This is a genomic window from Herbaspirillum sp. B65, from assembly GCF_000333555.1.
GTDB lineage: Bacteria > Pseudomonadota > Gammaproteobacteria > Burkholderiales > Burkholderiaceae_D > Herbaspirillum > Herbaspirillum rubrisubalbicans.
Map to the genome: position 1 here is coordinate 31,030 of NZ_BADI01000953.1, position 14,795 is coordinate 45,824.

General features: G+C 63.2%; 8 protein-coding genes and 2 pseudogenes. 2 read left to right on the forward strand and 8 right to left on the reverse strand.

The features are described from left to right. Positions 1-39: 39 nt before the first annotated feature. A pseudogene (locus I5W_RS22460) lies at positions 40-1,073 on the reverse strand (TRAP transporter substrate-binding protein). Positions 1,074-1,646: 573 nt separating this feature from the next. Here I5W_RS22460 and I5W_RS22465 point away from each other — a divergent pair. Further along, positions 1,647-2,828: an acetyl-CoA acetyltransferase gene (locus tag I5W_RS22465; protein ID WP_044530913.1), complete on the forward strand. Its 1,182-nt coding sequence runs from the start codon at positions 1,647-1,649 to the stop codon at positions 2,826-2,828. A gap of 123 nt (positions 2,829-2,951) precedes the next feature. Continuing rightward, positions 2,952-4,549 (forward strand): annotated as a pseudogene (locus I5W_RS22470) (acyl-CoA synthetase). Between the two features lie 109 nt (positions 4,550-4,658). Here the strand turns inward: I5W_RS22470 and I5W_RS22475 are convergent. The 7 genes from I5W_RS22475 to I5W_RS22505 form a co-directional block, all read right to left on the reverse strand. Next, complete coding sequence (locus I5W_RS22475; RefSeq protein ID WP_044530914.1) at positions 4,659-5,954, reverse strand: dicarboxylate/amino acid:cation symporter; 1,296 nt, start codon at positions 5,952-5,954, stop codon at positions 4,659-4,661. Between the two features lie 330 nt (positions 5,955-6,284). Beyond that, on the reverse strand, positions 6,285-8,414 hold the full coding sequence (locus I5W_RS22480; RefSeq protein WP_044530915.1) for a phosphocholine-specific phospholipase C: 2,130 nt from the start codon (positions 8,412-8,414) through the stop codon (positions 6,285-6,287). Positions 8,415-8,576: 162 nt separating this feature from the next. Next, the gene (gene glcF / locus I5W_RS22485) at positions 8,577-9,818 is read right to left on the reverse strand and encodes a glycolate oxidase subunit GlcF (protein ID WP_044530916.1); all 1,242 of its coding nucleotides are present in this window, start codon (positions 9,816-9,818) and stop codon (positions 8,577-8,579) included. Between the two features lie 26 nt (positions 9,819-9,844). After that, positions 9,845-10,933, reverse strand: a complete 1,089-nt coding sequence (glcE, locus tag I5W_RS22490; protein ID WP_044530917.1) for a glycolate oxidase subunit GlcE — start codon at positions 10,931-10,933, stop codon at positions 9,845-9,847. Positions 10,934-10,935: 2 nt separating this feature from the next. Further along, the gene (locus I5W_RS22495; protein WP_044530918.1) at positions 10,936-12,423 is read right to left on the reverse strand and encodes an FAD-linked oxidase C-terminal domain-containing protein; all 1,488 of its coding nucleotides are present in this window, start codon (positions 12,421-12,423) and stop codon (positions 10,936-10,938) included. A 247-nt stretch (positions 12,424-12,670) separates the two neighbouring features. Next, positions 12,671-13,561, reverse strand: coding sequence for a LysR substrate-binding domain-containing protein (locus I5W_RS22500; protein WP_017452402.1), 891 nt, complete (start codon positions 13,559-13,561; stop codon positions 12,671-12,673). A gap of 103 nt (positions 13,562-13,664) precedes the next feature. Beyond that, positions 13,665-14,795 (reverse strand): FAD-binding oxidoreductase (locus I5W_RS22505; RefSeq protein WP_044530922.1); only part of this gene is annotated, 1,131 nt, incomplete at its 5' end.

The window sequence follows — 14,795 nt, forward strand, 5'->3', positions numbered from 1 at the left end:
ACCTGGCCGCTCGCCACCTGACCCTCACGGGTCAGCCGTTCAGGCCAGCTTGCCGGTGTATTTTTCCAGCAGTGCCCAGGGTTCGTCACCGAACTTCTTTTTCCACTCGGCGTAGAACCCGGCCGTGCGCAGCTTGGCGCGGAAGGAGTCGGCGTCGGCATTGTTGAAGACCAGCCCCTTGCCCTTCATTTCATCGACCAGCGAATCGTTGAGCTTGCGCACATCGGCGCGCTGGTTCATGCCGGCTTCGTTGATGATGCGCGCCATCAGTTCCTGCAAGTCCTGGGCAGGCGTTCGAAGGACTTCTTGTTGCCCAGGAACCAGAAGCCATCCCACATGTGATTGGTGATGGAGCAGTACTTCTGCACTTCGTAGAGCTTGGCCGTGGAGATGATGGCCATGGGGTTTTCCTGTCCTTCCACGATCTTGGTCTGCAGGGCTGAATAGACCTCGGCGAAGTTGATCGAGGTCGGGGCTGCATCGAAGGCTTTGAACATCGAGGTCCACAGGGGGCTGGGCGGCACCCGCAGCTTCATGCCCTTGAGGTCGTCGGCGGTCTTGATGGGACGGGTGCTGTTGGTGATCTGGCGATAGCCGTTGTCCCAGATCTTCTCGAAGGCGAACAGGGTGGACTTGGCTTCGATCTGCTTGCGCACGTGCGCGCCCAGTTCGCCATCCATGGCCGGCCACACCTGGCTGTAATCCTTGAAGGCGAAGCCGATGCCGGAAATCTGCGCCGACGGCACCAGCGTACCCAGGATCAGCGGCGAGAGCGTGAAGAAATCGATGGCGCCGGCCCGCACCTGCGAGAGCATGTCGGTATCGGTGCCCAACTGGTTGTTGGGGTAGAGCTGCAACTCGATGCGGCCCTTGGATTGCTCGGCGATGGCCGCGGCCATTTCCTTGGCGCGCGCATTCATCGGGTGGGTGACCGGCAGATTGTTGGCGTACTTGAAGCTGAACTCGGCGGCGTGGGCGGCATTGCTGGACAGGCCCGTGGCGGCAGCCGCAGAAGCGAGCGAAGCGGTTTTCAGAAAATGACGGCGCGTGAATTTGCCAGTGGAATGGTCCATCTGTGTTGTCTCCTGTTTGTCGATTTATCTGTCTAGTTTTACCTCTGCCGACGTCCGCTACCTTGGGTGCCACGGATCTGGCGTGCAGCGCCCTGTACCGGTCGTCAACACTGCCTATGCCGCGATAGAGCAATTTGGATGCCATGTTGCTCATCGTTATCGGCATTGCGCTTGTATTCTCGGCGATAAGGGCGGCGCAGTACAAGAGCGCAGCCATCACATCGGGCATTTATTTGCGCTTAATGCTCCTGCCTGCTCCTGCCTGCTCCTGCGACAGCTGTCGCATCTACTGTCGCCGCAGTGTCGCCGCAGCGACACCTGTCACTGCTGCCCACTGGCAACAACTGGCAACAACCGGCGCTTGCGGCAGCATGATTTACGTTAACGTAAAGTCCGTGCTATCTTCATCCGCTCGGCCGTGGCGCTGCTGTGCGCCGGCCCCAGGAGCGGGGCAAGATGCCGCCACGGCAAGCGAGCTGCGCGTGGCATCGAATTTGCATCCTGCCCTTGCATGAACCGGAGCCAGGTCGCGCCCACCAGCGCGCTCCCCCTATCCTCTTACAAGGACTCACCATGATTGCTTCTGCATCCTCACCCTGCATCACCGGCTGGCATCATTCCCAATTCGGCAAGCTCGACGGCATCGATCCCGAAGTGCTGATCGGCCAGGTGGCCAAGGCCGCCATCGAGCACGCCGGGCTGCCACCGGAAGACATCGATTCGGTCCACTTCGGCACCTTCAATGCCGGCTTCCTGTACCAGGATTTTCCTTCTTCACTGGTCATGAACACGCTGCCGCAACTGCGCTTCAAACCCGCCACGCGGCTGGAAAATGCCTGTGCCACCGGCTCGGCGGCGATCCATTCCGGCCTGCAGGCGATCCAGGCCGGGCACGCCAAGCACGTGCTGGTGATCGGCTTTGAAAAGATGACCGAACTGGCCACCGCGCAGGTGGGCGAAGTCTTGCTCAAGGCTTGCTATGCCAAGGAAGAAGCCGGCATTCCGGGCGGCTTTGCGGGCGTGTTCGGCAAGATCGCGCAGAGCTACTTCGAGCGCTTTGGCGACCAGTCCGATGCGCTGGCCATGATCGCGGCCAAGAACCACAAGAATGGCATGGCCAACCCTTACGCCCACATGCGCAAGGATTTCGGTTTCGAGTTCTGCCGCACCGTATCCGACAAGAATCCCTTCGTGGCCGGCCCGCTCAAGCGTACCGATTGCTCGCTCATCTCCGATGGCGCGGCGGCCTTGGTCATCAGCGCTGCCGATGTGGCGCGCTCGATGCCGCGTGCGGTGCAGTTCCGCGCAGCGGTGCACGTCAATGATTTCCTGCCGCTGTCGCGGCGCGACCCGACCCGGTTCGAAGCGGCCGAGCTGGCCTGGAAGAAGGCGCTGGGCCAAGCCAGCCTGAGCCTGGATGATCTGTCGCTGGTGGAAACCCATGACTGCTTCACCGTGGCCGAGCTGCTGGAATACGAAGCCATGGGCCTGGCCCCGCACGGCCAGGGCGCGCGCGTGATCGCCGAGGGCATCACCGCCAAGGATGGCAAGCTGCCGGTCAACCCGTCTGGCGGTCTCAAGTCCAAGGGCCATCCGGTGGGTGCTACCGGCGTGTCCATGCACGTAATGGCGGCCATGCAGGCGGCCCACGATGCGGGCGACATGCAGATCGCCAATGCGCGTTATGCCGGTGTGTTCAACATGGGGGGCGCGGCGGTGGCCAACTATGTGAGCATTCTGGAGCGTGTGAACTAAAAGGATAGAAACGGCCTTACCGCGCCGTCTGCTCGTTGGCAGGCGGCGCGAAAGATGAAGCCACGCGCCAAAAAACAGAACGCGGCAAGTCCATCCATTCCTATCAGAACAACGAGTGAGACGATGTTAAGCAAAGTGATGAACCTGGGCCGCCTGTTGTCGGACGTGGCGCGCCGTTTTCCGCAGGAGCCGGGACTGATCCTGGCGCAGGGCCACGCCGATGGCAGCGACCGGATCATCTGCTGGCAAGAGATCAACGCCCGCGTCGATGCCCTGGCCCATGCCCTCACCCGCCGCGGCGTGAAGAAGGGCGACAAGATGCTGGTCCATTCGCGCAACAACCAGCAGATCTTCGAGAGTGCCTGGGCCGCCTTCAAGATGGGCGTGGTCTGGGTGCCGACCAATTTCCGCATCACCCCGCCCGAGGCGGCCTATCTGGGCCAGTCCAGCGGCGCCTGCATCATGCTCTATGACCGTGGCTTTGCGCACTATGTGGATGCGGTCAGGGCTGCCTCGCCGACGCTGCAACATGTGATCGCCCTGGCCGAGGCCCGACCGGATGAACTGGATTACCAGGCGCTGCTCGCGGAAGGCGATGGCCTCCCCTTCGCAGAAGCCGAAGTCGATCACCAAGACCCGCTGTGGTTCTTCTACACCTCCGGCACCACCGGCCACCCCAAGGCGGGCGTGCTCTCGCATGGGCAGATGGCCTTCGTGGTCACCAATCACCTGGCCGACCTGATGCCGGGTCTGAACCATCAATCGCGCTCGCTGGTGGTGGCGCCCCTGTCGCATGGCGCCGGTGTCCATGCGCTGGTCAATACCGCGCGCGGCGCGGCCAGCATCCTGCTCTCGTCGGAGCGGCTGGTGGTGGAAGAAGCCTGGCAACTGGTGGAGAAATACCGGGTCGATAACCTCTTCACCGTGCCGACCATCGTCAAGCTCCTGGTCGAGGATGCCTCGGTGGATCGCTACGATCACGCCTCCCTGAAGCACGTCATCTATGCCGGCGCGCCCATGTATCGCGCCGATCAGGTCTATGCGCTCAAGAAGCTGGGGCGGGTGCTGGTGCAGTATTACGGCCTGGGCGAAGTGACCGGCAACATTACCTTCCTGCCGACCTACATGCACTTCGAGGACGACGCCCATCCGCAGGCGCGGGTGGGGACTTGCGGCATCCCCCGCACCGGGATGCAGATCGCCATCCTCGACGACGATGGCCAGTCGCTGCCGCCGCGCCAGACCGGTGAAATCTGCGTGCGCGGCCCGGCTGTGTTCATGGGTACCACAACAATCCCGAGGCCAATGCCAAGGCTTTCAAGCATGACTGGTTCCATACCGGCGACCTGGGTCACGTGGATGAGGAAGGCTTTCTCTATATCACGGGGCGCTCCTCTGACATGTACATCTCTGGAGGTTCAAACGTCTATCCGCGCGAGATCGAGGAAGCCTTGCTGACCCACCCCGCCGTCTCGGAAGTGGCGGTGCTGGGCGTGCCCGATCCCAAGTGGGGCGAGAGCGGGCTGGCGGTGATCGTCTGCAAGCCTGGCCAGCAGGTCGATGAGCAAGCCTTGCTGGCGCACCTGGAAACGCGCATCGGCAAGTACAAGTGGCCGCGCCGCTTCGTCTATTGGGAGACGATGCCCAAGTCGGGCTACGGCAAGATCGTCAAGAAGCAGATCAAGGCGCTGCTGGAAGAACAGGGCCAATACCGGCTCTGACACATCGGCTCATCGACAGCGAGCCGGATACGTTGCGATCCCGGAAAAACAAAATGCCGTCCAGCGGCTGGCTGGACGGCATTCATCGCTTGGCGAGGTCAGTGCGGGATCAGGCTTCGGTATGCAGCTTGGCTTCAGCCTCGTGCTCGATCTCGACTTCGGCGCGGGCCGCTTCCTCTTCGGTCATCAAGCCACCTTCCCACTTGGCCACCACGGCCGAGGCAATCGAGTTACCCACCGCGTTGGTGGCCGAACGGCCCATGTCGAGGAAGGTATCGATGCCCAGGATCACCAACAGACCCGCTTCCGGGATGTTGAACTGGTGCAGGGTGGCCGCAATCACCACCAGCGAGGCCCGCGGCACGCCGGCGATGCCCTTGGAGGTCAGCATCAGCACCAGCATCATGGTGATCTGGGTGGAGATGGGCATGTGGATGCCATAGGCCTGGGCGATGAACAGCGTGGCGAAGGTGCAATAGATCATCGAACCGTCGAGGTTGAAGGAGTACCCCATCGGCATGACGAAGCTGGAAATCTTGCGCTTGACGCCAAAGCGGTCCAGCGCATCGAGCAGCTTGGGATAGGCCGCCTCCGAGCTGGCGGTGGCAAAGGCCAGCAGGAAGGCTTCCTTGATCAGGGCAAGCAGGTGGAAGATGCGCTTTTTCAGGAACACGAAACCCACCGCGATCAGCAGCACCCACAGCAGCACCAGCGAGAAGTAGAAGTCGCGCATGAAGACCGCGAAGCTGACCAGGATGTCCAGGCCATTGACGGCCACGGTCGCGGCCATGGCCGCAAACACGGCCACCGGGGCAAACTTCATGACATAGACGGTGATCTTCAACATGGTGTGCGAGAGGTCATCAATGACCACCAGCAGATGCTTGCCACGCTCACCCAGGGCCGCCAGGGCGATGCCGAAGAACATGGAAAACACCACCACCTGCAGGATTTCATTCTGCGCCATGGCTTCCACGATGGACTTGGGCACCAGGTGGTTGAAGAATTCCTTGACCGTGAACTTGCTGGTGGCCAGTCCCGCAGCGGCCGCGTCCGGCGCAGGCAGCGCCACGCCGGCACCCGGTTGCAGCAGGTTGGCCATGATCATGCCCAGCGCCAGCGACACCAGCGAGGCGATGAAGAACCAGGCCAGCGACTTGCCGAAGATACGGCCCACCGACTTGGCGTCCCCCATGTGGGCGATGCCCACCACCAGGGTCGAGAACACCAGCGGCGCGATGACCATCTTGATCAGGCGCAGAAACAGGTCGGAAGCGATCGAGATATAGCCGGCCAGTTCCTTGGCTTCACCCTTGTCGTAGTGGCTGAAAATGAGATAACCGACCAGGATGCCCAGCAGCATGGCTGCAAAGATGTAGGCGGCTTGTGGGATGCGTTTTTTCATGTGTTCTCCTGCCCTCGCTCGCCACCGGCACCAGGCACCGATGAGAGGACGATGATGTAAGGCTCGCGGTTGACGCCGGCCGGTGCGGTGACAGGGGCGCCAGTGCTCTTGGATGGTCAGGAAAGTTCAGTTTCTGATGAGAAACTCTGACCGTTTTTTCCCGTCGTGCGAAAAAAGGACGAAGCTTATTGACTTATGCCCCCCGCCGTCAAGCCGCAGCGCTCAAAACTGCCCCAAAATGCAGCAAACCGTCCACAGGAGGCGGAATATGGCTATTCTGCCAACATCATTGTCAGCATCTTGTCAGTGCCTCAAGGCATGAGGGAGCGCTCAGATCGCTGTGGTCACCGGTGCCGTGGCGGCCGGGTCGCTCATGCTGGGGTGGCCGGTTTCCAGATGGCCGGCCAGGCGGCGCAGCCAGTGCGGCGCTTCGGCGATGCGCCATTGCAGGTCGTACCAGTGATGGCTGGCGGCCAGCGCCCAGCGACTGCTCACGCTCTGCCCCGGCAATACCTGCACGGTGCGCGCCGGCTGGCCATAGGCCAGGTCGCTGACGGTGGCCGTCAAGGGCATGGTGCCAGGGTTGAGCAAGGTCACCGTGAGCACGCCGGCGGCGGCATCGTAATGGGTGCGCAGGTCCGGCTCTGCAAAGCTGCCCGCGGCAACCTGCCCCACGAAGCGGCGGAAATAACCGTTCGGTCCCCAGACGCTGAGGTGGTAGTGGCCTTCGGCTGAAAGCGCCCACCGGTCGCGCAATTGCTTGCCGGCTTCCACGGTGTAGCCACGCGGGGCGGCAGCGGCAGCATGAGCGCCTTGGGCATCGGTATAGACCCAGAAATGCGCGCCTTGGGTGCCGACATTGTCCAGCGTCAGGGTATAGCCTTGCGCATCGAGCCAGCCGGTCACATGCAGCGCATAGGGCAAGGCACAGGCCGGGCGCAGACCCGGCTCCTGGGGCGTGATGCTCAGCGCCGCATCCAAGGCCGGGGCGCTGATGGCCACCGGGCGCCGGCATTGCTGGTCGGCATCGGCCACATAGTGGCGGGTGTCGGGCAGGCGCGGCGGCGAGGCGTCGCGCCGGGTGAAGTCCAGTGTCGAACTCAGATCGCCACAGACCGCGCGGCGCCAGGGTGAGATATTCGGTTCCTTCACACCGAAGCGGCGCTCGATGAATTGCAGTACCGAGGTGTGATCGAAGACCTGCGAATTGACGCGCCCGCCGCGCGACCAGGGCGAGACCACGAACATCGGCACCCGCGGCCCCAGGCCATAGGGCAACTGGTCGGCGCTGAACTGATCCTGCTGGCGCGGGGTGACGTACACATGGCGCTCCAGGGCGATATCGACCGTGCTCTTGCCCGAGCCGGGCAAGGTCGGCGCCTGGGGCGGCACGATGTGATCGAAGAAGCCATCGTTTTCGTCATACATCACGAACAGCACCGTCTTGCTCCACACCTCGGGATTGGCGGTGAGCGCATCCAAGATGTCAGATAAGTAGCTGGCGCCATACAGCGGCGTGTAATCCGGGTGTTCCGAATACACCGCCGGCGGCAGCAGCCAGGATACTTGCGGCAAGGCGCCCTGCTCCACATCGGCCTTCAGTTGCGCGACCGTGCGCGTGCTCATGCCGCGCTCATACAGGGAAGAACCGATGGGGGCGTGGACGAAGTTCTCGAAGCTGGCCAGCATGTTGGTACCGTAGTTGCCGCTGAACTTGTCGAAGTCGGTCCCCTGCTGATACACCTGCCAGGAAATGCCGGCCCGCTCCAGGCGTTCGGGATAGGTGGTCCAGGTGAAGGGCGGCAGCTTGACGTCGCTGAACTGGTTGTCGATGTAATCGGTATTGTCCAGCAGCGGCCCACCGCCTGTGCCCAGCGGATCGACCATGCCGGTCATCAGGTACATGCGGTTGGGGTGGGTATTGCCGGGGATGGAACAGAAATACTGGTCGCAGACGGTAAAGGCATCGGCCAGGGCGTAATGGAAGGGAATATCTTCACGCACGTGGTAGCCCATGCACATATTGCTCTTCTGCTGCGCCCACTGGTCGGCACGGCCAGCATTGAGCGCACCATGCGTGGTGGCCCAGGTATGCGAGAGACTACCGACGCACTGCGCGTTCATGGCGGGATCGGTGGTGTCGTAACGGAACGGCGCGATCAGTGCAGAGGCATCCTCCTGGCGCGGCTGGAACCACACCGGGCGGCCATTGGGCAGGGTCACCGGGAAGCGGTCATTGTAGCCGCGCACGCCCGACAGATGCCCGAGGTAGTGGTCGAAGGAACGGTTCTCCTGCATGAAGACCACGATATGCTCGACATCCTCGATGCTGCCGGTGCGCCCCTGCGGAGCGATCGCCATGGCCTTGCGAATGGAGGCCGGCAACATCGCAGTGGCGCTCGCCGCCCCCGCCAGGGTGGCAGAAAATCTTAGAAAATCGCGTCGGGAATGGCCGCCCATGATCCTGGCTCTCATGTGGACAGCCAGGCAATACAAGGCATTGCGCGCTTGGCCTGGCCGCACCGGTTGGTTTGGTCGAGGCGGAAGTTTAAGGTGGCGATCTGACAGCACGATGACATCGCAGGCGGGCCTGCGATGTCATCGTCCATGCAGGATCATGGATCAGGTTTGCTGCAAGGCCGAGTCCAGCAACTCTATCCAGTGCCGCACCGGGGTATCGGTGCCGGATTGCAGATGAGTGACGCAACCGATATTGCCGGTGACGATCATGTCCGGGTCGGTGGCTTGCAGCTTGTTGATCTTGTTGTCGCGCAGGCGGTAAGAGAGTTCCGGTTGCAGGATCGAATAGGTGCCGGCCGAGCCGCAGCACAGGTGGCTGTCGGCGCACAGCTGCACATCCACCCCGGCCGCGCGCAGGATGCCCTCGACCTTGCCACGGATCTGCTGGCCGTGTTGCAGCGTGCAGGGCGGATGGTAGGCCACGCGCTTGCCGTTGAAGTGCTTGAGCTGGTGTTTCAGTTCTTGCTCGAACTCGGACAGGATTTCGCTGATGTCGCGCGTCATGCGCGAAATGCGACGGGCCTTCTCGGCATAGGCCGGGTCATGTTGCAACAGGTGGCCGTATTCCTTGACGGTGGCGCCGCAACCGGAGGCGTTCATGACGATGGTATCGGCGCGAATGCCATCGCGGCCTTCGATGTAGGGCCACCAGGCATCGATGTTGCGCCGCATGTCGTCCAGTCCGCCGTCCTGGTCATTCATGTGATAGCGGATGGCGCCGCAGCAACCGGCCTTGGGGGGCGCGAACAATTGCACGCCCAGCGCATCCAGTACGCGGGCAGTGGCGCTGTTGATGTTGGGCGACATGGCGGGTTGCACGCAACCTTCCAGGTACAGCATCTGGCGCGCATGGCTACGCGTGGGCCAGGCACCGGCCTGCTGCGGCGGTGGCACCTTGTTCTGCAACAGCTTGGGCAAGAGCGGGCGCACCAGTTGGCCAGCCTTCATTGCCGGGCGGAAGATCCACTTGCGCGGCACCAGTTCCTTCAAGGCGGTACGCATGAGGCGCTGGCCCAAGGGCCGAGGCACCTGCTGCTCCACCACCTTGCGACCGATATCCACCAGGCGGCCATACTGCACACCGGAGGGGCAGGTCGATTCGCAATTGCGGCAGGTCAGGCAGCGGTCCAGGTGCGATTGCGTGGCCGCGGTGGCAGGCTTGCCTTCGAGCACCTGCTTGATGAGATAGATGCGGCCACGCGGGCCGTCCAGTTCATCGCCCAGAAGTTGGTAGGTCGGACAGGTGGCGGTACAGAAGCCGCAATGCACGCAGGAGCGCAGAATGCTGTCGGCTTCCTGGCCGGCCTGGGTGTTGCGGATGAAATCGGCTAAGTAGGTCTGCATGAGTGGTCGCTGGCTAAGGAAAGCGCTTACAGGCTGGCGTACAGGCGGCCGGGATTGAAGATGCCGCGCGGGTCGAATTGCTGCTTCAAGTTGCGGTGGATCTTTTCCACCGCCGGTTGCAGCGGATGGAACACCCCGATGGCCTTGTCGCCACCGCGATGCAGGCTGGCATGGCCGCCCACGGCCAGCGCCGCAGCGCGGATGCTGACCGCATCGAGCCGGCTGTCCGGGCGCAGCCAGCGCTGGGCCCCGCCCCACTCGATCAGTTGCCGGCCCGGCAGGTCGATGGGCGGCGCCACCGAAGGAACGGACAAGCGCCACAGCGGTGCCTGCGGATCAGCGAAGAAGGGATGCGTCTGCTCACGCAGGTCGGTCCAGACATCTTCAGAATGAATTAACTCAGTGCCGCCCAACTTTGCGATGGCTGAATCAACGGCCGCCTGGGCGCCGGCCAAACGGATCGTGAGCACATTGTCGAGCCAGGCGCTGGCCACCAGCGGCAGCGGCTGGCCAGCACTCTGGTTCAACAGCCGCAGTGCGCCTTCCTGGTTGATCTCGAAGACCCGGGTGCTGCTGGAAAAGGGCCGCGGCAAGACCTTCAGCGACACCTGCAGGATCAGTCCCAGCGTGCCCATCGAGCCGGCCAACAGGCGCGCGATGTCATAGCCGGCGACGTTCTTCATCACCTGGCCACCGAAATGCAATTGCTCGCCCTGGGCATCCATCAATACCGCACCCAGCACGAAGTCGCGTACCGCGCCAGCACTGGCGCGCGCCGGGCCGGACAGGCCGGCGGCCAGCATACCGCCCACGGTGGCGGCGCCACCGAAGCGCGGCGGCTCCCAGGCCAGCATCTGGTTGTGCTCGGCCAAGGCGGCATCGATCTCGGAGAGTGGCGTGCCGCAGCGCGCGGTGATGACCAGTTCGGTCGGTTCGTAATCGACGATGCCGCGGTAGGCCCGCGTGTCGAGCACTTCGCCCGATGGCGTCTGGCCATACCAATCCTTGGTGCCGCCGCCGCGAATCTGCAAGGGACGGCCTGCCAGGATGCGTTCACGGAACGAGACCAGCACGGCCTCCAGGTCTTGTTGCGCTTGTTGAGCTTGCTCTTGCATGGTCAGAATCTCGGCAGGTCGGGGAAGCGCAGTTGGCCGCGCTGCACGTGCATCTTGCCGTACTCGGCACAGCGATGCAGGGTAGGAATGGCCTTGTCGGGGTTGAGCAGGAAGGGGGGATCGAAGGCGCGCTTCAACTTGAAGAAACTCTCGCGCTCGGCCGGCGAAAACTGTACGCACATGGAATTGATCTTCTCGATGCCCACGCCGTGTTCGCCGGTGATGGTGCCCCCCACTTCCACGCACAACTCCAGGATCTCGGCGCCGAACAGTTCGGCGCGGTGGAATTCGTCGGCCAGGTTGGCATCGAACAGGATCAGCGGGTGCAGGTTGCCATCGCCGGCATGGAACACGTTGGCGCAGCGCAGGCCGTATTTCTTTTCCATCTCGGCGATGCCCAACAGCACTTGGGCCAGTTGCTTGCGCGGGATGGTGCCATCCATGCAGTAGTAGTCGGGCGAGATGCGGCCCGCCGCCGGGAAGGCGTTCTTGCGGCCGGACCAGAAGCGCAGGCGCTCGGCCTCCGACTGCGAGCAGGCAATGGCGGTGGCGCCGCTGGCATTGAGCACGTCGGTCATGCGGCCGATTTCCTCTTCCACTTCCTCGGCGGTGCCATCGGATTCGCACAGCAGGATGGCTTCGGCGTCGATGTCGTAGCCGGCCTTGACGAAGGGCTCCACCATGCGCGAGCTGGTCTTGTCCATCATCTCAAGACCGGCCGGAATGATGCCGGCCGCAATCACATTGGCCACCGCATTGCCGCCCTTTACCACGTCATCGAACGAAGCCATGATCACGCGTGCGGCCTGCGGCTTGGGCACCAGCTTGACGGTCACTTCGGTGACCACGCCCAACATGCCTTCGGAACCGATGAACACCGCCAGCAGGTCCAGGCCCGGTGCATCCAGGGCGCCGCTGCCCAGTTCCACCACGTCGCCTTCGATGGTGACCATACGCACGCGCAAGACGTTATGTACCGTCAGGCCATATTTGAGGCAGTGCACGCCGCCCGAATTCTCGGCCACGTTGCCGCCGATGGTGCAGGCGATCTGGGATGACGGGTCCGGTGCGTAATACAGGCCATGCGGGGCGGCGGCTTCAGAGATGGCCAGGTTGCGCACGCCGGGCTGGACCACGGCGGTGCGCGAATACTTGTCCATCTTGAGGATCTGGTTGAACTTGGCGGTGGACAGCACCACGCCATCGGCAATGGGCATGGCGCCACCGGACAGACCCGTGCCGGCGCCACGCGGCACGATCTGCACCTGCAGGGCATGGCAGGTCCGCAGGATGGCCACTACCTGGGCCTCGGTCTCTGGCAGTACCACCACCATGGGCAACTGGCGGTAGGCGGCCAAGCCATCGCATTCGTAGGGGCGGGTGTCTTCCTCGTCGAACAGCACGCAGTGCGCGGGGACGACCCGGCGCAGGGCATCGACGACTTCGCGCTGGCGCGCCGGCGCGAAGGACGGTTGGGCGGGAGCATTCATGCTGGACCTCGGCGGTAAGCTAGGCAGGCGTGTGGGGTGTGGACGTCCCTCTTGGCGTCCGCTGGCACGGCTCACGCTGTCTCGTTTGTTGTGGGCCCGCTGGGGGCGGGCTTGTTCGATCCGACAAGTGTACCGAATTTTGCCCGCATGGACGGCACGCTGTAGCTACCCGCCCGACTGAAAAGAATTGCCGGCCGCAGTGAATTATTTTCAGGGCGGCCGTGGACAAGGCCGTGCCCTGGCGCTTTCAGAGGTTGCGGAAAGCGTTCTGCATCCAGTTGATGAAGGTATCTACCTCGGGGCGTTCGCGCACGGCGCGCTCGTAGACCACGTAGTAGGCGTGCGGCGGAGTGCGCAGGCGCACGTCGAACAGTTCCACGATCTCACCGCGGGCCAGCAGTTCTTCGGCGAAATGCTGGCGCGTCAAACCGATGCCATAGCCATGGCGCACCGCCTCCAGCAGCAAACCCAGGTCATCCACCCGCAGGCCCGAGGAGGGTTCCACCCATTCCTTGAGCCCCGCCGCCTCGAACCAGGGCTGCCAGGGTTCCAGTGCCGAGCGCAGCAGCGTGGCGTGCTGCAGGTCGGTGGGGGTCTTCAGCGGCGGCAGCGTCTTGAGATAGCCGGGGCTGGCGACGGCGAAGGCCGGCTCCTCGAACAGCTTCTCGGTGATGATGTTGGGATAGTTGCCGGCACCGAAGCGGATTTCGACATCGCTCTCCGAGAGCGACAGGTCGTACAGCGGCACCGACAGGTAGAGCTCCACCACGATCTCCGGGTGGCGCTGGGTGAAGTCGGCAATGCGCGGCATGAGCAGGTAGCGCGCAAAGGTCGGTGGCAGCATCACCTTGATCTTGGGTTGCATGGCGGCATTGCGATGCGGCATCGGGAAGTCGGTCAGCGTGCGCAAGGCCGAGCGCACCACATCGAGGTAGCGGCGACCGAATTCGGATAGACCGATGGAACGACCATCGCGATAAAACAAGCGCTCACCGACGAAGTCTTCCAGCAGGCGGATGCGGTGCGACAGCGCCGAGGGCGTGATGCACAGCTCCTCGGCGGCAACCGCAAAAGAGTTGTGACGGGCCGCCGCCTCGAAGGCGGACAGGGCATGGACGGGAGGTAGGCGGGTAGCCATGGGTGGTGGATTCCTGCTGCGTGTTCAAGCAAAACTGATGAAAACTAACATGGCGAAACCGAAAAACTAAGTCCTTGCACCTGGCCAGCCTGGCGCATCGGAATCACTGCTCCCAGCGCAGGATCTTGCCGGGGTTCATGATGTTCTTGGGATCGAGCGCATGTTTGATGGCGCGCATGACGGCAATGGCGCCCTCGCCATGCTCCTGGACCAGGAAATCCATCTTGTGCAGCCCCACCCCATGCTCGCCGGTGCAGGTGCCATCCATGCCGATGGCGCGCGCCACCATGCGAGCGTTGACGCCTTCGGCGCGGGCGATGTCGGCCGGGTCGTTGGGGTCCACCATCATCTGCACGTGGAAGTTGCCGTCGCCGACGTGGCCGATGATGGCGTGGGTCAGGCCCTGCTCTTCGCAATCGGCCTTGGTGGCCAGCACGCATTCGGCCAGGCGCGAGATCGGGACGCAGCAGTCGGTGGAAATGGCGCGCGCACCGGGACGCAATTGCAGCAGCGCGAAGTAAGCGTTGTGACGGGCGGTCCACAGGCGGCTGCGGTCTTCGGGCCGGGTGGCCCATTCAAAGCCGCACGCATGGTTTTCATGGGCGATATCCTGCACCAGCTCGGCCTGTTCCTTGACGCCGTTGTCGCTGCCGTGGAATTCGAACAGCAGCAGCGGATTGACCGGCAGGCTCAGCTTGTCGTGGGCATTGATGGCGCGCACGCCGTTTTCATCGAGCAGTTCCACGCGCGCCAGCGGCACGCCCATCTGGATGGTCTGGATCACGGTATTGACCGCATCGGCCACGCTGGGGAAGGAGCAGATGGCGGCCGAGATGGCTTCCGGCTGCGGATACAGGCGCACCGTCACTTCGGTGATGATGCCCAGCGTGCCTTCGCTGCCCACATACACACGGGTCAGGTCATAGCCGGCCGAGGACTTCTTGGCACGGGTGCCGGTCTTGATGATCTCGCCCTGTGCAGTCACGACTGTCAGGGTCAGGGTGTTTTCCTTCATCGTGCCGTAGCGCACGGCATTGGTGCCCGAGGCGCGGGTCGAGGCCATGCCGCCCAGCGAGGCATCGGCACCGGGGTCGATGGGGAAGAACAGGCCCGTGTCCTTGATTTCCTGGTTCAGTTGCTTGCGGGTGACGCCGGCCTGGACGGTCGCGGTCAGGTCTTCGGCATTGACGGCCAGTACCTGGTTCATCTGTGACAGGTCTACCGTCACCCCGCC

What these genes read in the sequence shown, in the direction of transcription:
- I5W_RS22500 (WP_017452402.1), bottom strand. Translation starts at nt 13,561, where the DNA reads ATGGCTACCCGCCTACCTCCCGTCCATGCCCTGTCCGCCTTCGAGGCG.
- glcE (WP_044530917.1), bottom strand. Translation starts at nt 10,933, where the DNA reads ATGCAAGAGCAAGCTCAACAAGCGCAACAAGACCTGGAGGCCGTGCTG.
- I5W_RS22465 (WP_044530913.1), top strand. Translation starts at nt 1,647, where the DNA reads ATGATTGCTTCTGCATCCTCACCCTGCATCACCGGCTGGCATCATTCC.
- glcF (WP_044530916.1), bottom strand. Translation starts at nt 9,818, where the DNA reads ATGCAGACCTACTTAGCCGATTTCATCCGCAACACCCAGGCCGGCCAG.
- I5W_RS22475 (WP_044530914.1), bottom strand. Translation starts at nt 5,954, where the DNA reads ATGAAAAAACGCATCCCACAAGCCGCCTACATCTTTGCAGCCATGCTG.
- I5W_RS22495 (WP_044530918.1), bottom strand. Translation starts at nt 12,423, where the DNA reads ATGAATGCTCCCGCCCAACCGTCCTTCGCGCCGGCGCGCCAGCGCGAA.
- I5W_RS22480 (WP_044530915.1), bottom strand. Translation starts at nt 8,414, where the DNA reads ATGGGCGGCCATTCCCGACGCGATTTTCTAAGATTTTCTGCCACCCTG.